General features: G+C 59.5%; 17 protein-coding genes. 6 read left to right on the top strand and 11 right to left on the bottom strand.

Translation table 11 applies throughout. The features are described from left to right. The first annotated feature begins 21 nt into the window (after positions 1-21). The gene (locus ACMFWR_RS25915) at positions 22-999 is read left to right on the top strand and encodes a substrate-binding domain-containing protein (protein WP_413195242.1); all 978 of its coding nucleotides are present in this window, start codon (positions 22-24) and stop codon (positions 997-999) included. Between the two features lie 161 nt (positions 1,000-1,160). Here the strand turns inward: ACMFWR_RS25915 and ACMFWR_RS25910 are convergent, their stop codons facing one another. The 3 genes from ACMFWR_RS25910 to flgE all read right to left on the bottom strand — a co-directional run bounded on the left by ACMFWR_RS25910 (position 1,161) and on the right by flgE (position 5,104). Further along, entirely contained in the window at positions 1,161-2,663 is a 1,503-nt protein-coding gene (locus ACMFWR_RS25910) for an MFS transporter (RefSeq protein ID WP_413195241.1), read from the bottom strand. A gap of 358 nt (positions 2,664-3,021) precedes the next feature. Then, the gene (locus ACMFWR_RS25905) at positions 3,022-3,444 is read right to left on the bottom strand and encodes an ester cyclase (RefSeq protein ID WP_413195240.1); all 423 of its coding nucleotides are present in this window, start codon (positions 3,442-3,444) and stop codon (positions 3,022-3,024) included. 358 nt (positions 3,445-3,802) lie between these two features. Next, complete coding sequence (flgE, locus tag ACMFWR_RS25900) at positions 3,803-5,104, bottom strand: flagellar hook protein FlgE (protein ID WP_413195239.1); 1,302 nt, start codon at positions 5,102-5,104, stop codon at positions 3,803-3,805. Between the two features lie 494 nt (positions 5,105-5,598). Between flgE and ACMFWR_RS25895 the strand changes: the two genes are divergently transcribed. Further along, a complete protein-coding gene (locus tag ACMFWR_RS25895) occupies positions 5,599-6,099 on the top strand; it encodes a hypothetical protein (protein WP_413195238.1) in 501 nt (166 codons plus the stop codon). A gap of 125 nt (positions 6,100-6,224) precedes the next feature. On the opposite strand, the gene ACMFWR_RS25890 is transcribed toward ACMFWR_RS25895, so the two are convergent. Further along, a complete protein-coding gene (locus tag ACMFWR_RS25890) occupies positions 6,225-7,127 on the bottom strand; it encodes a LysR family transcriptional regulator (protein ID WP_413195237.1) in 903 nt (300 codons plus the stop codon). A 389-nt stretch (positions 7,128-7,516) separates the two neighbouring features. On the opposite strand from ACMFWR_RS25890, the gene ACMFWR_RS25885 reads away from it, so the two are divergent. Further along, the gene (locus tag ACMFWR_RS25885; RefSeq protein ID WP_413195236.1) at positions 7,517-8,212 is read left to right on the top strand and encodes a GNAT family N-acetyltransferase; all 696 of its coding nucleotides are present in this window, start codon (positions 7,517-7,519) and stop codon (positions 8,210-8,212) included. Between the two features lie 3 nt (positions 8,213-8,215). Here the strand turns inward: ACMFWR_RS25885 and ACMFWR_RS25880 are convergent, their stop codons facing one another. The 4 genes from ACMFWR_RS25880 to ACMFWR_RS25865 all read right to left on the bottom strand — a co-directional run bounded on the left by ACMFWR_RS25880 (position 8,216) and on the right by ACMFWR_RS25865 (position 13,643). After that, positions 8,216-9,481: an MFS transporter gene (locus ACMFWR_RS25880; RefSeq protein ID WP_413195235.1), complete on the bottom strand. Its 1,266-nt coding sequence runs from the start codon at positions 9,479-9,481 to the stop codon at positions 8,216-8,218. Positions 9,482-9,646: 165 nt separating this feature from the next. Beyond that, positions 9,647-11,287: a bifunctional 3-(3-hydroxy-phenyl)propionate/3-hydroxycinnamic acid hydroxylase gene (locus ACMFWR_RS25875; protein ID WP_413195234.1), complete on the bottom strand. Its 1,641-nt coding sequence runs from the start codon at positions 11,285-11,287 to the stop codon at positions 9,647-9,649. Positions 11,288-11,573: 286 nt separating this feature from the next. After that, a complete protein-coding gene (locus ACMFWR_RS25870; RefSeq protein ID WP_413195233.1) occupies positions 11,574-12,542 on the bottom strand; it encodes a VOC family protein in 969 nt (322 codons plus the stop codon). A gap of 252 nt (positions 12,543-12,794) precedes the next feature. Continuing rightward, entirely contained in the window at positions 12,795-13,643 is an 849-nt protein-coding gene (locus ACMFWR_RS25865) for a fumarylacetoacetate hydrolase family protein (protein WP_413195232.1), read from the bottom strand. Between the two features lie 177 nt (positions 13,644-13,820). Between ACMFWR_RS25865 and ACMFWR_RS25860 the strand changes: the two genes are divergently transcribed. The 3 genes from ACMFWR_RS25860 (at position 13,821) to ACMFWR_RS25850 (ending at position 15,705) form a co-directional block, all read left to right on the top strand. Beyond that, the gene (locus tag ACMFWR_RS25860) at positions 13,821-14,495 is read left to right on the top strand and encodes a TetR/AcrR family transcriptional regulator (RefSeq protein ID WP_413195231.1); all 675 of its coding nucleotides are present in this window, start codon (positions 13,821-13,823) and stop codon (positions 14,493-14,495) included. 269 nt (positions 14,496-14,764) lie between these two features. Continuing rightward, on the top strand, positions 14,765-15,103 hold the full coding sequence (locus tag ACMFWR_RS25855) for a cupin domain-containing protein (protein WP_413195230.1): 339 nt from the start codon (positions 14,765-14,767) through the stop codon (positions 15,101-15,103). A gap of 50 nt (positions 15,104-15,153) precedes the next feature. Then, the gene (locus ACMFWR_RS25850) at positions 15,154-15,705 is read left to right on the top strand and encodes an isochorismatase family protein (protein WP_413195229.1); all 552 of its coding nucleotides are present in this window, start codon (positions 15,154-15,156) and stop codon (positions 15,703-15,705) included. A gap of 218 nt (positions 15,706-15,923) precedes the next feature. On the opposite strand, the gene ACMFWR_RS25845 is transcribed toward ACMFWR_RS25850, so the two are convergent. The 3 genes from ACMFWR_RS25845 to ACMFWR_RS25835 form a co-directional block, all read right to left on the bottom strand. Further along, entirely contained in the window at positions 15,924-16,865 is a 942-nt protein-coding gene (locus tag ACMFWR_RS25845) for a nucleotidyl transferase AbiEii/AbiGii toxin family protein (protein ID WP_413195228.1), read from the bottom strand. Further along, on the bottom strand, positions 16,862-17,596 hold the full coding sequence (locus ACMFWR_RS25840) for a type IV toxin-antitoxin system AbiEi family antitoxin domain-containing protein (RefSeq protein ID WP_413195227.1): 735 nt from the start codon (positions 17,594-17,596) through the stop codon (positions 16,862-16,864). Before ACMFWR_RS25840 ends, ACMFWR_RS25845 begins: the two co-directional genes overlap by 4 nt. 99 nt (positions 17,597-17,695) lie before the next feature. Continuing rightward, the gene (locus ACMFWR_RS25835; protein WP_413195226.1) at positions 17,696-19,669 is read right to left on the bottom strand and encodes a potassium transporter Kup; all 1,974 of its coding nucleotides are present in this window, start codon (positions 19,667-19,669) and stop codon (positions 17,696-17,698) included. Positions 19,670-19,952: the final 283 nt, after the last annotated feature.

The following is a 19,952-nucleotide window of genomic DNA, read 5'->3' as shown; positions in this document are numbered from 1 at the left end:
TGTCAAACAAGGGACGATCCTATGAAAGCGATCTTGCACTCGACGTTGATGGTGACCGGCATGGCGCTCGCAGTGAGCGCGTGGGCTGAAGGTGGAAAACCCCTGGCCAAGGATTGCGGGCCGAACAATAACTACGTGATCGGCTTCAGTCAGGCCAACTTCAAGGAGCCGTATCGCGAGCACGTGAATCACGAGCTCGAGCGGCTCGTAAAGAACTATCCGAAGTTCAAGATCGTGATTGCCGATGGTCAGGCGAGCGTCAATACACAGGTCTCGCAGGTCGAGAACTTCATGACGCAACACGTCGATCTGTTGATGATTTCGCCGTATGAAGCTGCACCGCTGACTCCGTCGGTGACGAACGTTTATAAGGCGGGTACGCCGGTCATCGAGCTGGACCGCAAGACGACGGGCGACAACTACACCGCGTTCGTGGGCGGTGACAATCGCGCGATCGCCAAGGAAGCAGGAGAGTGGACCGCCAAGACCTTGCTGCCCGATGGCGGTGAAGTCGCGATTCTCGAAGGCCTGCCGAGTTCATCGCCGGCGATCGAACGTCTCGAAGGCTACAAGGCGGGCATTGCGAGCAACCCGAAGATCAAGCTCGTCGCCGTGCAGCCGGTCGACTGGATGGAAGACAAGGCCGTGACGGTGTTTTCCGCGATGTTGCAGGCACACCCGGATATCAAGGTCGTGTACACCAGTAACGATCTCGCAGCGGCGGGTGCGTATATCGCGGCCAAGCAGGCGGGCAAGGCCGATCAGGTGAAGATCATCGGCACCGACGGATTGCCTGGACCCTCGGGCGGGATTCGTGCTGTGGCAGACGGGCAGTGGGCGGCGACATATACCTACCCGACCGGAGCCGCCGAAGCGCTCGAGCTGGCCAAGAAGATCCTGATCGATTGCGCGACCGAGGTGCCGCGCAGCGTTCTCGTTCCGACGCAGCGTATCGATCAGCAGAACGCGAAGTCGCTGTATGGCAAGGAACAGTTCTGATTGATGCTGAAGGCGGGGGCTGCGGTTGGAGATTTTGATCGCGATCGCGGCCCTGCTTTCGATTGCCACAATCTGATCGGCAGCTTGGGTTCCGGACTTAGGCTGGTTTCGGCCTAGGCCGTTGCTCAATCCCAACCGCTACCCAATTTACTATCTCGACGTCACCCGCCGTCTTCGACAGCTGAGAGCGGTGTCGCGACGTGTTCGAGCGATTTGCGCTCGGCGTCGACACCCCATACGGCTGCAATCACCGCGCCGACGATCATCAGTGCCGATCCGACCAGATAGCCCGTGAAGACTGCGCCGCGTTGATGCGTGTCGATCAGGCTGCCAAAGAAGGCCGGTCCGATGATCCCGCCGAGTGCGGTGCCGAATGCGTAGAACACCGCAATGGCCAACGCGCGAATCTCAAGCGGGAATGTCTCGCTGACGGTCAGGTAAGCCGAACTCGCCGCCGCCGATGCAAAGAAGAAGATCACCATCCACGCGATGGTCTGCGTTGTGACGGTCAGCCATCCCTGTGCAAACGCATATCCGCTGCAGGCCAGAAGAATCCCTGAAATCGCATACGTCGACGCGATCATTTTTCTGCGGCCGATCACATCGAAAAGCCGTCCGAGCAGGATCGGCCCTAGGAAATTGCCGAGCGCAAACGGCAGCAGGTACAGGCCGACCCTGCCGCCGGGCACGTGATAGAAGTCGGTCAGTACGAGTGCATACGTGAAGAAGATCGCGTTATAGAAAAACGCCTGTGCCGTCATCAGCGATAGCCCGACAAGCGCGCGCCGCAAGTGAACCCGAAACAGCGCATTGAACACGTCACTGAGCGGTGTGTAGGGGCGCGCATGCAGACGCAGGCGGTGCGTGGGTGAGTCATCGATTGGATGGCCCGTTTCACGAAAGCGCGCTTCGATATCTTCGACAACTTTCTTAGCCTGCTCGTGTTCACCATGCGTGATCAGCCAGCGCGGGCTTTCCGGTATCCATGCGCGCATGAACAGAATCACGAGCGCGAGCGCTGCGCCGATAAAGAAGCAGGCTCGCCAACCCCAGTCGGCAGGCAGCAGGTGCGGATCGAGCAGCACGAGCGACCCGGCGGCGCCGATGCCAGCGCCGACCCAGAACGTGCCGTTGATCGTGAGATCTGTCCAGCCGCGCACGCGCGCCGGCGTGAATTCCTGAATGGTCGAATTGATGGCGGCGTATTCGCCGCCGATACCGGCGCCTGTCAGGAAGCGGAAAGCGATAAAGGCAGCGAAGCTCCACGAGAACGACGTCGCCGCCGTCGCGAGCAGGTAGACCGCGAGTGTGATGAAGAACAGCTTGCGGCGACCTAGTCGATCCGTGAGCCACCCGAATCCCAGCGCACCTAGCACGGCGCCTGCGATATAGGCGCTACCGGCCATGCCGACCTCGGCGTTTGTCATATGCAAGGCCGGGCTCGACTTGAGCGCGCTCGCCACCGCGCCCGCCAGCGTGACCTCGAGTCCGTCGAGCAGCCAGGTGACGCCGAGTGCAATGACGATCAGCGTGTGAAAACGACCCCACGGGAGGCGGTCGAGGCGCGACGGCAGATCGGTATCGATGATCTCTGACGAAGTACGCGCGGTGGCGTCGTCATGCGCGCCGGTTGGCTTGGCGGCGGCAGCTGAATGTCCGGGCATCGGGGTCGGGTCGCGGGTTGGGACACCCCGGGAACGAGCACGAGGCATACCTGGGACCACGCGGGTGAGGTCTGTCGGGTCTTCGAAACCTCATCCGGTACGTCGCTTCGTCGGGGCTCTCAGCCCGGCTTGCGGAGAATAGCGGGTTTAATCTCCGCACAATCTGCGGCGAATAGACCGCCTAATCTCCGCATCCTTCGCGGAGATTAGGTGACCAACGCGCAAATTTATGGCGGTAGTCCTCACGACCGTGCAGAAATGTCCTGTGGGCCGATCGGAGTTGAAAACCAACTTCAGCTGCGGGGCGTTGGCAACTTACTAGCGTCAGTTGGCCAGCAAGCGCCCACTCCCGACCTGATTAACCCGGCGAGCCGACTGCGCCGAGTTGCATCATCAGCCCGAGCGCATCCATGAGGATGCGGGTGTCCTTGATACGGCCTTCCTCGAGGTGGTCGATGACCATGCCCCAGGTTTTCACCGCCCGTCCGGTGGCCGGGACGCCAAGGAAGTTGCCCTGATGCGTGCCGGTCCATTCGAAGCGCGTCATGACGCGATCGCCTTCAGCGATCTGTTCCTCGACGGTCCAGTGCATGTCGGGGAATGCGGAGCGCATCATCCGCAGCACATCTTTAAGCCCTTCAATGCCGGGACCCTGACCAGGGAAAGGCACTTGTTCGACCATGTCTTCCCAGAAGTACTGGTCGGCTGCGTCGATGTTTCCCTGATTGATAACGTCTTCGATAAAACCGCGAACAACACTACGAGCTTCTTGCATCAGCATGAGAGGCCTCTTCCATGTCGTTGGGTAGCTGCAGAGCGAAAGATCACATGACCTTTCGCGGGAGTGAAGCGAGGGGAACGTGCGATGGACATCGCACGAACTCATTGTAGTGAGTGAAATGCGGTGTGGAGGAATTGTTATCGTGGGATGCGATCGATTTGCAGGCGAAGGGAGTCAGCCTGCGCGATCTTTATAAGTGGCTATTTAGAAGCAGACGTTTAAGTCGCTGGTGGCGCCGAAGCCAATGCCAACATCAAAGCCGGCTTCGGCGTCAAACCCGATCCGATGATCGTGCGATGTTGCTCCGGCGAATGACGTTCCTGTGTGCGTCACTCGCCAGAACCCAACGCCTCCGACATTAATTCATGTTCAACAGCGTCTGATCCACGGCGTTTTGCGTCTTCACGGTTTGCGCATTCGCCTGGTAAAACCGTTGCGCGGTGATGAGATCGACGAGGTTGGCCGTCAAGTCGACGTTCGACTCTTCGAGTTCACCCGGCAACAGCGCACCGAGTGGCCCGGTGCCCGGCGTGCCGACTTCGGCGGGACCGGAGTCGGCGGTTGCGGTCCACGCGTTGTTGCCGACGTTTTTCAATCCGTTCGGGTTGATGAAGTTGGCGAGCACGACTTTGCCGAAGGTGACGGTCTTGTTGTTGGTATAAGTCGCTTCCACCGTGCCATCGGATTCGATCTGCACGCCGTCGTAGTTGCCAGCCGGGTACCCGTCGGCGATTGCCGCCGCCGCGTTCCCGACCCCTGCAAATGCCGTTGCGCCTTGAAAGTTGACCGAGATCGGCAACGGGGTGTTGGAACCCGTCGACGAGGTCAACGTCATCGACACGGTGTCCGGCGTGGTCGCGCTCACGTTTCCGTTGGCGTCGGAGAATTGAACCAGCGTACCTGACGAGCTGAATTGCATGTCGCCCACGAGGCCCGCTGTTGTCGCGGGCGCGGGCGGGGTGATCAGCGTGCCGTCTTCCGTCGCATAGACCGAAAAATTAACGGTCGCCGGCGTGACCGGCGGCGTCGGCTGCGGGTCTCTGACGAAGTACATATTCACGTCGTGCTTGTTGCCAAGCGAGTCGTACGTCTGCGTCTGCGCTACGTATGTATACGAGTTGCTATTGGTCGGGCTAAACGGCGTCACCGAAGGCACGCCAAGCGACGAGTCGAGATTGATGCCGCCCGATGTAATCGTGGTCGACGCACTCGGCGCCATGCTGCCTTCGTTGATTTGAAGCGGCTGCGGAATCATCGTTGTGACCACGCCGCCCGTGCTTGTCGGATAGCCCGTGAGGTTCGCGCCCTCGGCGTTGATGATGTAGCCGTTCGGGTCGACGTGAAACTGGCCGTTGCGCGAGTATTCCGTGACGCCGTTGGCCGACAACTGGAAAAAGCCGTTGCCATTGATGGCGAGGTCCGTCGCACTTCCAGTGCTCGTAAAGCTGCCTTCGCCGAAATTCTGCTGCACGCCGACCGTGCGCACGCCAATACCCTGGTCCGATGTGACGCCGGTGGATACCGTGTTGGCGTACATGTCGGCGAACAGGGTTGTGCCGGATTTGAAGCCTACTGTCGACGAGTTGGCGATGTTGTTGCCGATCGTGTCGAGCTCATCGGATGCGGAGCCCAGTCCGCTTAGTGCTTGCGAATAACCCATTGAATTCTCCGTATTCCAGATAGGACGCGACGCGCATTCAAACAATGCGTTGCCCGGATTATTTGTTTGGGTGGCGTGCTACGAAGTGTTGAACAGACGGCAGGAATTGACGGCTCCGGGTGCTTCAGGGGCTGATGCTATGACGAGGCATCAATGATTTATCTGCTTTGCTGAAATTGCATAGCGGTGCATTGCTAAGCCGGGAAATAAGCTCGATGATTCAGGTCTAAAGCCGACGCACTTGAAAATCGCCGTGCAATTTCCCGTTTCGACATTGATGCTGATGATGAATAGGCATAGCGTGACAATGAATTCTTAGGCGGAAAATAAGCGATGACTATGTCAATGTGCCATTACGCGTCGTTGCTTTATCAGTGCGTTTAGCACCGTGTGATCGTCTGATAGTCTTTTTGCATCTCAAGAATGACTGCATGAATCAAGCTCTTACGCCGGGCTTTTTTCTGTGCGGTCATCTTTAAAGGCACGACATCACGATGACCAAGCAGCTTGCCCACGCGCCGCAATTGCGCCCCGCCTCCCAGGATCTCTCCCTCTTCGAAACACCCATGCCGTTCGCGATTGGATTCGTGACGCGCGATGGCGATGTCATGGGCAGCTGTCTGAAGTTCTCACTCGACGCGTCGACGACGGCGACGATCCATTTGAATAGCGCGCTGACAGCGGGCCTGATTTGCTCGCTGACGGAACAACGGAATAGTGAATGGGCCGGGTGGATGCCGTTCGATACCGAGAGCGCTGAATCGAGCCTGCCACTCCCGCAACGAGAAATCGATACGGTCAAAAAGGCGACCGTGGCCGAGAGGTTCCACGTGTCAAAACACGACGGCGGTCTGGTCGTTCGATTCGACCTGATGAGCCGACGACATGTCGACGTGCCCATGACGTGGGCCACCGTCGAGCAGTGGCTTAAGCGAATGGACGGCTCGATTTCTCAGCTTGAAACGTTGAGAGACGCGCCTGCAGCGATGTGCTAAGACTGCTTGGGTGGGCCGTATTGCATGGGCCGAATTGCCTGGGTCGAATTGCCAGGAAAAAGGCCCATTTCTTTCGAAGAATGGACGCTGCTTTATTTACAGTGATTTCGATGCGCTACGCGCATTTACGCTTGCGGCAATGCCGACAGCCAGATTCGATCCACCGAATCGTTCTTGCTCAGCACATCGCGATAGAGCTTGACCGCGAGTTTCACGACCCACTCCTCGCCACCAGCCAGAACCAGCGCCCCGCTTTCGAGTTCTGCACGCACCGATCTTCTGCTTAACCAGGCCAGCGCGCGACCTTCAAGCACGAGATGCTTGAGTACGTGATCCCATTCCGATTCATAAGCGATCCGAAACCGACTGACGACTCTCGCGGCGGAAAGCATGTCCGCGACGCACCGGCCGAACAAGGTGGTCGACGCATAGCTCGCGAGCGGCAACAGCTGCGTCTGAAGCGTATTCAAATCGAATAGTGGCTGGCCCGACGCGCCGGGTTTGCAGACCGGCACCAGCTCATCCGTCTCGATCGAGAGGCTCGGGTAACGCGCCGGATCGATGCGCGACGGCTCGTCGTGTTTTTCATGGACCAGCATCAGATCGCAATGACCGTCACCGAGCATCATGGCGCCATCGTTCAGTGCGACCGGTGTGATTTTCGTCCGGCATTGCTGGCCATCGATTTGAAATCCATCAAGCCACGCAGGCACAAAGGAAGTCGCAAGCGCGTGACTCGCGGCGATTTTCAATGTCGGCGCGACGGTGCGCTGATGATTGCGAACCTGCAGACGCGCTTCAAATAAGTTATTCAGCGTGTCATACGCGGTGCCGGAAAAGATATGTCCGGCCTGCGTCAATGCAGGTGGAAACGTGCTCCGGTCAAACAACTCGGCGCCGAGCCATTGTTCAAGCGCCTGGATGCGTCGGCTTAAACCTGACTGAGTCAGAGAACGCGCGCGCGCCGCTTTGGAAAATGTCTTATATTGAGTGAGCGCAAGAAAGTCTTCGATCCACTTCACTTCCATGTTTGCATTCCCATTGCGTGCCGTACGCATGCGTCCAAAGGAACGCAGTATGAAGGGAATTTATCTTTGCCAAGAACCCGATTTCCAAAATTGTGTATTTTGGAATGGTGATGGAAAGCATAACCATGCTTTGGCAATTCATATTTCGATGACCTATGCGATTCTCGCATGGCGCATTCAATCATGACGTGGCGTGAATGACCCCGTAAATGTCATTTACGGCAATGGTCCGACGCGCTTGCTCCGACTACAGTGACTGAAACGGACATGCCGCCGATCGGTGACGTGCCCGATCCATGAAATACCGTCGGACGTTTCGATCTTCAGTGCAGGCGCATGCTCCGTGTCCTTGTGCTCGATGTCGTGTTCGACACGCACTGGGAGTGGGTATGAGTCATACGATATCCGCCGCACTGGACAATCCGGTCTGGTCGGCACTGACAATGCGGCAGGGCCATCTCGGCCAAAGCGCCGGAGTCGCCCGACGTTATCTGCCTGACGTCGCACCGTTCGCGGGCATCGAGCAGGAAAGCGAAGCGGCATTCGATCGTCTTCGCGAACTGGTGATACCCGACGAGGCGCTCGCGGTGCTGTCGAAGCGTCGCCTCGACCCGATCGACGGATTGCAGCTCACGTATGCCGGGGCGCTTCATCAAATGGTCGCGGTGAACAACGACGTCAAGGGCACGGACACGCACGACGTGATCCGGCTTACCCGGACCGATGTGCCCGATATGCTGGATCTCGCGCGGCGAACCAAACCGGGCCCCTTCGCGAAGCGAACCCAGGAAATGGGAAGCTACATCGGCATCCGCAATCAGGGACGGCTCGTGGCAATGGCTGGCGAGCGGATGCATCTCGATGGATATGTGGAAATCAGCGCGGTCTGTGTCGACGACAGCTGGCGCGGCAAAGGAATCGCGGGCCGGCTGATGAACATTCTTCGCGTTGAGATTGCGCAGCGAGGCGAGATACCGTTTCTCCACGTGTTCAAGCACAACACGACCGCCGTCGCGTTATACGAACGTCTCGGGTTCGAAGTGCACCGCACGTTTGAACTGACTCGCCTCAGCCGCGCCGCCTGATGCTCAGCTTTCGCCGAGCTGGGGTTGCTCTGCACTGACGGACCGTGCCGATCGCGACGGCACGGTTTCCTTGAGGCTCAGCGCCACGAGCATGCCGACGGCGAGGGCGACGAAGCCCAGCACCATGATGTACTGAATGCCGAAGTGTTTCGCGACAAAGCCCGCGATGGCCGGGGCAATCCCGCCGCCGAACACTTCCCCGACACCGACGACGATGCCCGATGCGGTCGACATCAATGCGGCGGGCACCGACTCGGCGCTGATGGGACCGACGGTCAGCGTAATCAGGCTGAAGATGAACAGCAGCGTCATCATCAGATAACCGAACAGCGCCGTGGGATTCGGCCCGGTGCGTGCTAGCAGCACCATAAAGATCGCAGCGCCGATCACACTCAGGATCATCACGGGCTTGCGTCCGAGGCGATCCGATAGCGTCGGCATCGTGACGGTGCCGAGCATGCCGCCGAAACCGATGGCCGACAGCACAAAGCCCATTTGCGACAGGTCGAGATGCAGGTAGTCGACGAGATAGCTCGGGAACAGCGCGCTCAGCACTACCAGGCACGTCAGCCAGCACAGCATGCCCACGACATTGAGGCGGATGTTGTGGTACCGGAAGACCTCGGTCCACATGTGCCGGGCGGCGTCATGTGCCGGAGTGTGGACGCTTGCGTTCGACGGCGTCGAATTGCGCAGCACGCGCCACATCAGCAAGGCGATCACAAGACCGGGCAGCGTGACCACGGCAAAGATCGAATGCCACGGCATGACCTTGAGCATCTGCGTGACAAGGATGGGCGCGAGGCCCAGTCCGAACAGCGGCAACGCCATCTGCTGTATGCCCACGTTGCGGCCGTGCCGGCTCGGTTTTGAAGCATCGAGCGTCGCGATGATGCTCGCCGGCGTGTACGCGCCTTCGGCGAAACCCATCACGGCACGAATCAGGACGAGCGACCCGACGCCGGTCGCCAGACCGCTGAGCCCTGCGAGAAGCGAGAACAGCACGATTGCCGGGATGATGACCTTGCGACGTCCGATGCGGTCGGACAAGTTGCCCATCAGCATCGCCGAAATACCCCAGGCCACGGACAGCGCGCCGGTGATGTGTCCGAGGTCCTGATAGTCGAGATGCAGGTCGTGCATCATGACGGGGAACAGCGGCATGATCATGAAGCGGTCGATACCGACCAGGCCGAATCCGAGTGAGAGCAATAGGACGGCCTTCCATTCATAGGCCGTGTCCCAGCTTCTATTGCGAGGGGTTTGCATGTTTGTGTCTCCTGATAGGATAGTCCCGAGAGGTGCGGGACAGATATCCGGAATCGGCGCCTCGTCAATGCGGGCGCTCTTGTGATCCCGGTGAGCGGCATGGGCTGCTCGATCGCATCGTCATGACCGATCGGTCATGACCTGTGATGCATGACGTTCGCGTGTCTACGTGGCGTCCGCCGAGACGGAGGCTTCCAAAGCGAACGCGGAATTCGCTTCAAGACCAAGTTCCACTGTGAGTCCGGCGACGAGTGCAGGCAGTTCATCCAGCGTGTGCGCTGCGCCGTAGATGTAGTAGTCAGGGCGCACGATGATGGCTGCGGCTCGATGCGTCTTGAAGAACGTGTCGTATCGGCCGCTGACGTCGTACATCACGCGATCGACAACGAGGCGGCCTTCGTTGCGCGTGAGGCCCACCGTGCTCGCACCCATTCGCGCGAGCGCGGCCCTGGCGGCTTCGCCGAGGCAGGTATTCGGATCGACGTCGAGCGCGATGACATGGAATCCGTTCGGAATGACATCGTCGTACCGGGACTCGACGCCTCGATTGCGTACTTGTCCGTGGACGCTCAACGCACCGGCAATGCCGCCGTGAGACGCGTTCCGCGTGTGACGAATCAACCCGTCCGTGAGCCCTGGAAAAGGCGGCAGTGGCGGCACGTTGCCCGACAGGAACGCCTCGTCGCGACGTGCGGCTTCGGCTGGGTCGGAGATGCACACGACCTTGCCCATCTCGATCGATGCATCGATGACGGCGCGCACTTGAGGCCGGCGCTCGAGCGTGTAGGCATCGAGGATGTCCGGCGAGGCGATCCCCTTGAAGATCATGTCGAGGCGCCATGCAAGATTCCAGACGTCGCGAATGCCGGAGCACATGCCCTGACCCATAAAAGGCGGCATCTGGTGCGCAGCGTCACCGGCGATCAATACTCGGCCGTCGCGCCAGTGCTCGGCGATCAGCGAGCGGAATGTGTAGACAGCGTATCGAACGAGCGTCGCTTGTTCGGGCGTGACCCACGGCGCGAGCAGCGACCAGACCTTCTTGGGCTTCTGAAGGTCCTCAAGCGTTTCTCCGGGCAGACGCATGAATTCCCAGCGGCGGTAACCCGGGCCGCCGGGCACCATCGTGGTCGGGCGCGCTGGGTTGCACCATTGACCGATGTCCGGCACATCGAGTTTGACGCCTTCATTGGGTTGCAAGTCGATGACGAGCCAGTCTTCCTGGAAGCCGAGGTCTTCAAACGCGATGCCTTGCGAGCGGCGCACGAAGCTGTTGGCACCATCCGCGCCCACGACGAAGCGGGCACGCACGGTTTGCGTTTCGCCGGTGGGGGTCCAGGTTCCGCTTTGCATCGTGCCGTGCTGGAGCACGACTTCGGTGTAGTCGGCAAACTGGCGAAGCTCGATGGCCTCCCAGCCCTGGTTCACGCTGACGTTCGGCAGCGACTTGGCCTTGCGATCGAGGATGGCTTCGAGCGAGGGTTGATTGAAGAGGTATCCGACCGGGCCGTCGCTGATCGACTCGGCCGACCAGTCGATTTCCACGAGCGTCTTCCAGTCCGCGTTGAACCATTGATAGGTTGCCGATGGCTGAGAGATCTTCTCGACTTCGGCACCCATGTTCATGGCGTGGAAAACGCGGCGGATCTCGTGGTCGTGGAAGACGGCGCGCGGCAACGGGTACAACGACGGCCAGCGTTCGTAGACGGCGACATCGTAACCGCGTTCACCCAGCAGGATCGACAGCGATTGCCCAACCGGGCCGTAGCCGATGATGACGACGTCATGCAGCGTGTTGTCAGTCATGAATGCACCTTCGTTAAAGCGAGTTGTGCCCTGGCGCCAGTCGGGCTGGCTGCCATACGGGAAAACTACGGGTTGAATGGGTCAGCGCGGTGCGCTGACGTCAGTGCTCAATGCCGGCGGATCGCAACAGGCTGAGCGCGATTCACCTGCCAATGCATGCGGCTCAATGAGTGGCCGCCATTCGATGCCGGTCAATGAAGTCGGACCCGCCACTCGTTGCCAACGACACGGCGAGCGGCACGGATCCGACACGTTGGGTTATTGATCGCCGATGTAGCGCCGGCGCTTAAGGCACGGCTTCCGTGTTGTGGATGAAATTGGGGGGGACGGCAGGACCCCAGAGGTAAAGCGAATCCTCTGGCGCGTAGTCGCCTGCGGGCCATTCGGAGCCCGCGGAAACGAAGTCGATGTCTGCCGAGTACTCGCAGAACGAACCCCACGGATCTTCGACATAGTGGAAGTAGTTGGAGCCCAATACATGGCGTCCCGTACCCCAGCCCTTTGTGTAGCCGGCGTTGCTCATTTGCGAGGCGCCTTCGCCGACCGTGTTGACATTGTCGACATCCCACGACGAGTGATGAAAGCCGCGCGCGGAGCTCTTGGCGAACGCTACGAGGTGGTGATCGCTGCCGTGAGGAGCATGGGTGAAGGCAATGATGTCTAGCGACTTGTCCGACAGGCGAAGGCCGAGCGCGCGTTCATAGAAATCAAGGGCACGCAGCACGTCGGGCGTAAAGAGCAGCACGTGCGAAAGCCGGCGCGGTCGAACAGTCTGCGAAGCGGAGCGCGTGTGCGAACCGCGTTCATCCGCGGCGCTACCCGTCATGACACACGGCGACTTTGCGGTGGGACTGGTTTTGACGCCGACTTTGACCTGAATGAGGTTGCCGTCCGGGTCCCGGAACCAGAATGCATCCTTACTATCCGTGACATGGGCTTCAATGGTGGCGCCGGCATGCGTCACCTGGTGACGGAGCGCATCGATGTCTTGCGCAAAGCAGCTGAAGCTCAGATACGCGAGGCTTTTGCTGGTGGACATCAGGACTCTTGCCCACCGGTGTCCGTCGGCCGCGCGCAGCGCGAGCTCTTGTCCTGTCTCGCCGACGTGACGGACGTCGAGACCGAAGGCGCTGAAAAAGCGCTCCGCGTCCGCAATGGACGGCACGTTCAGCGCGAAATGATCGATGGAATGCACGCTTGCTGGTGCGTGCCTGCCACCGTTTCGGATCGTGTTCGAGCCGCTGGATGCGTTCATGACTGTCTCCTGCCTGTTCAGGTTGAACCCGCTCTGCGGCAGGTTTTATCGGTGTGGGTCGAAGTGCAGCGTGGCGCTTGCTTTGGATCGCCTATTGCCAAACACCTGACCCGTGACGCGTATTCCTCAGTGCCGATTTCCGATTGTTAGTCGATTGCCGATTGCCCAACTCGAAACGCGCGATAGATCACACACGACGCATGAGGGGCGGCGCAACGCAGACCACGCGCGACGCCGCCGCGGGTGTTCACCTCAAGCCGCGACCTCGTCCTCGATCACGTTTCGCAACGTGCCGATCTGCTCCACAGTGACTTCGCATACGTCGCCGGCCTTCATCAGCAGGCGCGGACTGCGTGCCCAGCCGATGCCCGAGGGCGTACCCGAGACGATGACGTCACCCGGCTCGAGCGTGATGGCTTCGCTGATCGTGCTGATCAGGCTCGCTACATCGAACACCATCTGATCGGTGCTGGCCGACTGAACGACTTCGCCATTGAGCCGCGTTTCGAGGCGCAGACCCTTCACGCCAGGCGGCAACTCATCGGCCGTCACGAGGTCGGGCCCAAACGCGCCCGTGCCGTCGAAGTTCTTGCCGACCGTCCATTGCGGCGTCTTGAACTGATATTCGCGCACCGACCCGTCGTTGAACACCGAATAGCCGGCCACGTGCGACAGCGCGGTGTCCTTCGAAATATGACGGCCACCCTTGCCGATCACGACCGCGATTTCGCCCTCGAAATCGAGGCCGTCCGAATCGGTGACGCGAGGGCGGATCATCGGTTCATCGTGGGCGATCAGGCTGGTTGCCACGCGGAAGAACAGCGTCGGATAGGTCGGCTGCTCGTAGTTGCTTTCCTGCGTGTGGTCGGCGAAATTCAGGCCGACGCACAGAATCTTGGGCGGCCGCTGCAGCGGCGGAAGCAGCTTCACGGAGGCCGCGCTGACGCGCTCTTGCGATGCATGCGAGCGGACGTAGTCCGCCAGATCGACACCGCGCGCGACCAGCGACTCCATGGTTTCATCGCCGATGACCCGCAGTTGATCACCTTCTCTCACACCCAGCGTCGCCGATCCGTTACGCTCAAAACTTACCAATCGCATGTCTGTCTCCTAAGCCCCTCGCACCATGCTCAACGCACCGGTTGCACACGGGAACTGTCGTTTTGACGAATTCGTCAAAACTATTCTAGTCGATTTGATAAAATCGTCAATTCGAAAAATGCTCGGGACAAACCCGCACTCGTATACTTGTCGGGTGGATGGCAAACGGAACGAAAGATGAGCGAGTTGACGGAGAACTATCAAAGCCGGGTCGGCGCATTGCGGCGCGAGAAGACGCGCAATCGCCTGATCGAGAGTGCGCTCGTCGTATTTGCCGAAAAGGGGCCCGATGCGCCGTCGATTGACGACTTCATCGCGGCAGCAGGCGTCGCTCGAGGTACGTTCTACAACTACTTCCGGACGCCAGCCGAGTTGCTGTCGGCGGTGGCGGGCGAAAGCAGCGACGAGGTGCTCGCGGTGGTGGATCCGCTCGTGCAGACGTTCGACGATCCGGCGCAACGCGTTGTGGTCGGCTCGCGGCTCTATATGGGCATGGCTGCGCGTTATCCGCTGTGGGGCGCTTTTATTACGCGCGTGGGCACGCGTCGCGGGTCTCGCGGGCGATTGCTCGATGAGTATCTGACGCGCGATCTGGAGATGGCCATTGCAAAGGGGCGCTTCCATGTCGGGCATGTCACGATTGCACGCGACATGGCGCTGGGGTCGATCATGTACGGTATTGAAACGCTGCTTTCGCACGAGGCGCCGGCCGAGTATGTCGAGAACGCGATGTTTGCGTTGTTACGCGCCTTTGGTGTCGACGAAGAAGAAGCGCACCACATGGCGTGGGCGCCGTTGCCTGAGTGTCCGGAACTCAGCGGCGTGATCTTCCGACCGGCCAGCGAAGCGTGAACCGGCAACGCGCAACGTATGGCGAATCCGGACTTGAGCGGCGTGAATTTCCGGCTGGCCGGCGAAGCTTGAACTGTCGTCAGCGCGGTGTCCGGGAAAGAGTGTGAGGATTTTTTGTTGTCCGGTATCGAGGTGCAGGCACGTTAATGGCTCATTTTTTCATGACGTACTTGCAGACGTCGAATCGATGCGCGCCCGGTTCAACCGCCGGATAGCAGCAGATTCTTGAAGGGCGTCTGCAACGTTGAAATCAACGACAGGGCCCGATCATGATGCTTCCCATCGATACCGTCGCTTTCGCGCGCGGCGTACATAACGGTTACAGGAACGAAGTCCTGACAACCGTGAACGACCACAATGTGCATATCAGCGTGATGGACGAGCCGTTTCGATGGCACTTTCATCCGAACACCGATGAAACGTTTTTAACGCTCGAAGGCACGCTGGTGATCGACTTTGCTGAAGGTCCGGTTCACTTGCATGCCGGACAGATGCTGACGGTGCGCGCAGGCACGCGTCACCGGACCCGGCCGGGAGGCGCTCGTTCGGTGAATCTCACCGTCGAGCGCGAGGATTCCGAGACCGTGTTCTGCGATGGACCCGTATAGAGACCCAGTCTTCGCTACGATATGTATTCACCCTTGCTACGATTAGATCCATGACCACGTTTGCCGATCGTCCCCATACCGCACTGATTGTCATCGACCTTCAAGAAGGCGTTGTCGTGAATGCCTATAAGCGGCACGAAGTGCTCGACGCCGTGAAAGGACTGGTCGAGCGCGCTCGTAGCGCAAACGTGCCTGTGGTTTGGGTTCGACACGCCGATGATGACCTGGTCCCAGGGAGCGACGCGTGGCAAATCGTGTCTGAGCTTTCACCTGATCAAAACGAGTCGATTGTCGAGAAACGCTACCGGGACGCGTTCGAAGACACCGATCTCGAGCAGATACTGGCGACGAATCGCATCGGCAAACTGGTTGTCACCGGTGCGCAGACGGATATGTGCGTGCGCTCGACGTTGCACGGCGCACTCGTTCGCGGCTATGACGCTTTGCTCGTCAGCGACGCCCACACGACCGAAGACCTGACCGAATGGGGCGCCCCGCCTCCCGATGGCGTGATCAACCACACCAATCTCTACTGGCGAAACCAGCGTGCCCCCGGCCGATCAGGTGGTGTCGTGGAGAGCAAGGATGTGGTGTTCGGGTGAGCTCGTCGGCGAACCATTGAATCTGTCTAGCTACGCACTCGGATAGCGTGGAGGATCCAACCTGCAGCAGGCGTGTGCGTCTGGAAAAATTGTCGTAACTAACGAAAGTACTTGAGTTAACGCGAAAATTCCACGCGCGATTCAGGCTCGGGGTCGCCGCTTCGCCTGCGAAGATCGGATGATCGAGAGGGGAGCCTGCAGGCCATCAAAGCGCACTGCTAGTGTGCGACAGCATCCAAGACTTGCCTCAAGGACGTCTCTTGCATCGCAAACTTGGCAGCGTTCGATTTTCGAAGCTTTTCGAGGTTTTGAAGCTTCCATCGAATGGCGGGCATGTCCTTGAGATGCGGATACGGCATTAAGTCCCACTCAGGCGCGAGTCGCACAAACGAAAGCAGGAACCTTCTGTGATGATCCTGAAGTGACTGTGGCAGTTCGGTGAGCAAGCGTCGCTGGACCTCCTCAAGCGTCGTAGCCGGAACGTCGTCAATGGTCATGCCGACGAACTCTGATTCATGAAGCGCCGTAAGCGACTTCGGTTTTGCGAACAGAACTTCATGTACCGGTCGATCGTGTCCGACGAGGTATCCGACGAACGCGTCAATGAAATCGGAGGGTAAGCCGAAGGCGTCGTACATGTACTTTGCATCGTAGAAGTCTCTTGGATGCTGGCGATCCATCGCGGCCACGAGCTTGCTGCCGTACAACTCGGCGTCGGCAAGTGTGGGCACCGCCACTTCCATCGAAAAGAGTTCTCGTGCTGCCGGAACGAGCATCCTTGACACGGGCTCCAGCAACGTTCCGCGGAAGACATAGTTGACTTCCACTTTGACTGAGACGTCGTCGTGAAAGACAACAAGTTTGACTTCGCTCCCCTTGTCTCGTCGACTCGGTGCGATATGACTACGTGCTACTTGAAAGCCCTGCTTTTCAATCGCGAGGGTTACTCGTCCGAGTTCTGAAGCAATGTTTGCGAGGGACTCCTCTCGCGTCGATTGGTGAATGCGATAAACGACGTCGATATCCACCGATAGTCGAGGCATGTCCTGCACAAATAAGTTGATGGCAGTCCCGCCCTTCATGACAAAGAGCGGGTTTTCAAAGACGTCCGGCGCGATTGAAAGTAGCAATCGAACAGTCCTGAGATAGATGTCGTTCATTTCGGCTTCAGTGTCAGACGTTCGCCATCCTTGTTAACGTTGGACCAACGTTTGTCGGGGCCGAGTCGATCGACGTGTCTCTGAAGATCCGAGCCCCATGCATATCCGCTGCTCTTGCCGAGATCGCGAACGATCTTGACGACCTTGACGCGATGGCAATGCGCGAGGAATTGATCGAGGACAGACTGCCGAAGGTTTCTGAGGCCTGCTACCAAATTCTGAGCTTCCTCGAGCGATTGTCCCTTGCCAACATCGCTGGCCAGTTCGAGGAGCGCTCGTTCGGGCACGGACACGAGCACACCCGAGTTCATGTTGGGCAGCAATTTGAGTCCGGTGTCGTAGGGCAAATCCTCGTCGAACAACTTCGTTGTCTGAAACGAGTGTCGAAGATGGTGACTCACCCAAATCGGCATTGCGTAAGGTTTCTGGGCCCACAACGTCACCTTTTCGTCGAGTGCGATGTTGTGGCGCACGCCTTGCCAGTTCAGTGCTGTCTTGCCGCCGACATGCAAGCCGGGTGTCTTGCGGGCGAGGAAAGCGATGATCCCCTCCCGACCGGGCGCGTCACCGGTCATGACATAGGCGCCTTTGCCAAGACGCTGAAGCCACCCGGCTTTAACCAAGTAGGTCGCCAAGGCCGGACTTATCCCAAAGCCACGAAGCATTCTTGTGTCCATGGGCTGCCCGCGCGGGGCCTCCGTCATGAGACGCTGAAGTCGTTCGTTTGCCATGCGACCCTCGATCGGCGTTGTTTTTTCGCAGTAACTATCGTTTTCACTTTAGTTTAGCAGAATAAACAACGCAATCAGCGCCTGACAATGTGCCGTCGGCTATAGCACAACCTGCACCCCGAGCTCGATGACATCCTCGCTCTTGAGCCCGTAATACTCGGCGCTCGAGGCGGAGTGGAACGACATTTCGCCAAACAGTTTTTCGCGCCACCGTGCCATTTGGCCGTGGGAGCAGCCCGGGGTGATTTCTTCGCGGGGAAGGAAGAAGGTTGTGTGCTTCGGATCGAACTTCCAGTCGCCGAGCCTGCCCTCGAGTGAGGCAAGAAGGCTGGGCAGATTGGGTCGCTCGACGAAGCCGTGACGTGAGATCACCTCAAAACAGCCATGACCCAGATCCCGGACTTCGATGCGCATGCGCTCGTCGACCCGCGGCGCCGACTCGGACCGGTTGGCGAAGCAGATCACGGTGTGATGCAGCACGCGGTTATGCCTGACGTTGTTGACGAGCGCAGCGGGCGTGGTGCCCGACATGCTGCCCGGATACACGGCTGTGCCCGCCACGCGAGCAGGCGGATCGTCTCGGTCGAAGATATGCGGCAGGAACGACGTCAACGGTTCTGCGCGCGCCGCGCGTATCGCTGCGAGTTCGCGTCCTCGATGCCAGGTGATCATCAGAATGAACAGCACGGTGCCCACGGCAATCGGCGCCCAGCCTCCTTGCGGGATCTTCTGAAGGTTGGCGGATACCAGCAGCACGTCGATCACGAGCAACGGCCCGCTCACTGCGATCACGGCAAGCCATGACCACCGCCAGACATGGCGCGACAGACTCACCATCTGTACGGTCGTGATCAACATCGTCAGTCCCACGGCAATGCCGTACGCTGACGTCAGGCGATCGGAGCTTCGGAATACGAGTACCAGGAAAAGCACGGCGCCGAAGAGCAGCGTATTTACCGCGGGGACATAAACCTGACCCCGTTGCGTTCGCGAGGTTTCGATCACGCGCAAGCGCGGTAGAAAGCCAAGCTCGATCGCCTGACTCGTCATCGAAAAGGCGCCGGAAATCACGGCCTGCGAAGCAATGACTGTCGCAAGTAGCGCAATGACGACTGTTGGGATCAACGCCCACGGAGGCGCCGCATAAAAGAACGGCTGACGCACCGCACCGGGTTGAAACAGCATCGTCGCGGCTTGTCCGAAGTATCCGATGATGATCGAAGGAAACACGATGAAGAGCCAGGCAATGCGGATCGAACGGCGGCCGAAATGTCCGATGTCGGCATAGAGTGCTTCCGCGCCGGTGAGCGCGAGAATCACTGCGCCGAGCACGATGAAGGCCACCCCGGCGTGATGTACCGCAAGCGCCCACGCCCATGCTGGCGACAGTGCCTTTAAAACGTCCGGGTGCTGTACGACCCGATAGATCCCCACCGCAGCAAGGTAGACAAACCACACCGTCATCACCGGTCCGAACGACTTGCCAACGACCGAGGTGCCGCGTCGCTGGAAAGCAAACAGCGCGACGAGAACGGCCGCTGCGATCGGCACGACAAACGGATTGAAATGTGCGTCGACTTCGCGTAACCCCTCGACGGCGGACAGCACCGAGACAGCAGGCGTAATCATCGAGTCGCCATAAAACATCGCCGCCCCGAACAGCCCCGCAACGAGCAGCAAACGTGGCACGTGCTTGCCCTGTTGTTCATAGCCGGACCGCACGAGGGCTGTCAGCGCAACGATGCCGCCTTCGCCTTCGTTGTCGGCGCGCATGACGTACAGCACGTACTTGCCCATCACCACGATCACGACCGCCCAGACAATCATCGACAGAATGCCCATGACCGTTTGCACATCGACCGTACCGGCGTCGCTGACGGCCTGTCTGAGGGCGTAAATCGGGCTTGTGCCGATATCGCCGAACACCACGCCGAGTGCGCCGAGTGTCAGCCCGGGCAACGTATTGCTGGGCGCAGCCGCGTGCCGGCGATCGCTCGCTTGTTGGGCGCGATCGTCATTGCGCGCGGTGGATCCGTCACGCGGTTGCTGAGCGTCAGTCGAGGTATGGACCATGCGAAGAATTGGGTTGCGAGTGCTTTGCGCAATTAGGAGGCGGGGGCAGATCGGCAGAGATCCAGGGCAGCCGAGAGGCAGCGACATCCGAGAGGCAGCGACACCGGGGAGGCAGCAAGCTTCATTCCCTCCCGTGAAAAGTCCCGGAACGTAGTCCTGGGGCGGGCGAGCGGCCCGCACTGAAATTCGACGGCGAGTAGCGGACCATCGCGCTGGAGGGTCCGACGGCAACGCGATCACGATCGACGCGTTTGTACGGGCCAGGAAAACGACAGCACCGATC

It is taken from the genome of Pararobbsia alpina (assembly GCF_965118125.1).
GTDB lineage: Bacteria > Pseudomonadota > Gammaproteobacteria > Burkholderiales > Burkholderiaceae > Pararobbsia > Pararobbsia alpina_A.
Note: the sequence above shows the minus strand (reverse complement) of the source record. Positions and strands in the feature narration are given on the sequence as shown.

Excerpts from the sequence above, each read along its gene's own strand:
- ACMFWR_RS25905 (WP_413195240.1), bottom strand. The coding sequence starts at position 3,444 with ATGCTGATGCAAGAAGCTCGTAGTGTTGTTCGCGGTTTTATCGAAGAC.
- ACMFWR_RS25885 (WP_413195236.1), top strand. The coding sequence starts at position 7,517 with ATGAGTCATACGATATCCGCCGCACTGGACAATCCGGTCTGGTCGGCA.
- ACMFWR_RS25895 (WP_413195238.1), top strand. The coding sequence starts at position 5,599 with ATGACCAAGCAGCTTGCCCACGCGCCGCAATTGCGCCCCGCCTCCCAG.
- ACMFWR_RS25870 (WP_413195233.1), bottom strand. The coding sequence starts at position 12,542 with ATGAACGCATCCAGCGGCTCGAACACGATCCGAAACGGTGGCAGGCAC.
- ACMFWR_RS25880 (WP_413195235.1), bottom strand. The coding sequence starts at position 9,481 with ATGCAAACCCCTCGCAATAGAAGCTGGGACACGGCCTATGAATGGAAG.
- ACMFWR_RS25845 (WP_413195228.1), bottom strand. The coding sequence starts at position 16,865 with ATGAACGACATCTATCTCAGGACTGTTCGATTGCTACTTTCAATCGCG.
- ACMFWR_RS25915 (WP_413195242.1), top strand. The coding sequence starts at position 22 with ATGAAAGCGATCTTGCACTCGACGTTGATGGTGACCGGCATGGCGCTC.
- ACMFWR_RS25865 (WP_413195232.1), bottom strand. The coding sequence starts at position 13,643 with ATGCGATTGGTAAGTTTTGAGCGTAACGGATCGGCGACGCTGGGTGTG.
- ACMFWR_RS25860 (WP_413195231.1), top strand. The coding sequence starts at position 13,821 with ATGAGCGAGTTGACGGAGAACTATCAAAGCCGGGTCGGCGCATTGCGG.
- ACMFWR_RS25875 (WP_413195234.1), bottom strand. The coding sequence starts at position 11,287 with ATGACTGACAACACGCTGCATGACGTCGTCATCATCGGCTACGGCCCG.
- ACMFWR_RS25910 (WP_413195241.1), bottom strand. The coding sequence starts at position 2,663 with ATGCCCGGACATTCAGCTGCCGCCGCCAAGCCAACCGGCGCGCATGAC.
- ACMFWR_RS25855 (WP_413195230.1), top strand. The coding sequence starts at position 14,765 with ATGATGCTTCCCATCGATACCGTCGCTTTCGCGCGCGGCGTACATAAC.
- flgE (WP_413195239.1), bottom strand. The coding sequence starts at position 5,104 with ATGGGTTATTCGCAAGCACTAAGCGGACTGGGCTCCGCATCCGATGAG.
- ACMFWR_RS25890 (WP_413195237.1), bottom strand. The coding sequence starts at position 7,127 with ATGGAAGTGAAGTGGATCGAAGACTTTCTTGCGCTCACTCAATATAAG.
- ACMFWR_RS25835 (WP_413195226.1), bottom strand. The coding sequence starts at position 19,669 with ATGGTCCATACCTCGACTGACGCTCAGCAACCGCGTGACGGATCCACC.
- ACMFWR_RS25840 (WP_413195227.1), bottom strand. The coding sequence starts at position 17,596 with ATGGCAAACGAACGACTTCAGCGTCTCATGACGGAGGCCCCGCGCGGG.
- ACMFWR_RS25850 (WP_413195229.1), top strand. The coding sequence starts at position 15,154 with ATGACCACGTTTGCCGATCGTCCCCATACCGCACTGATTGTCATCGAC.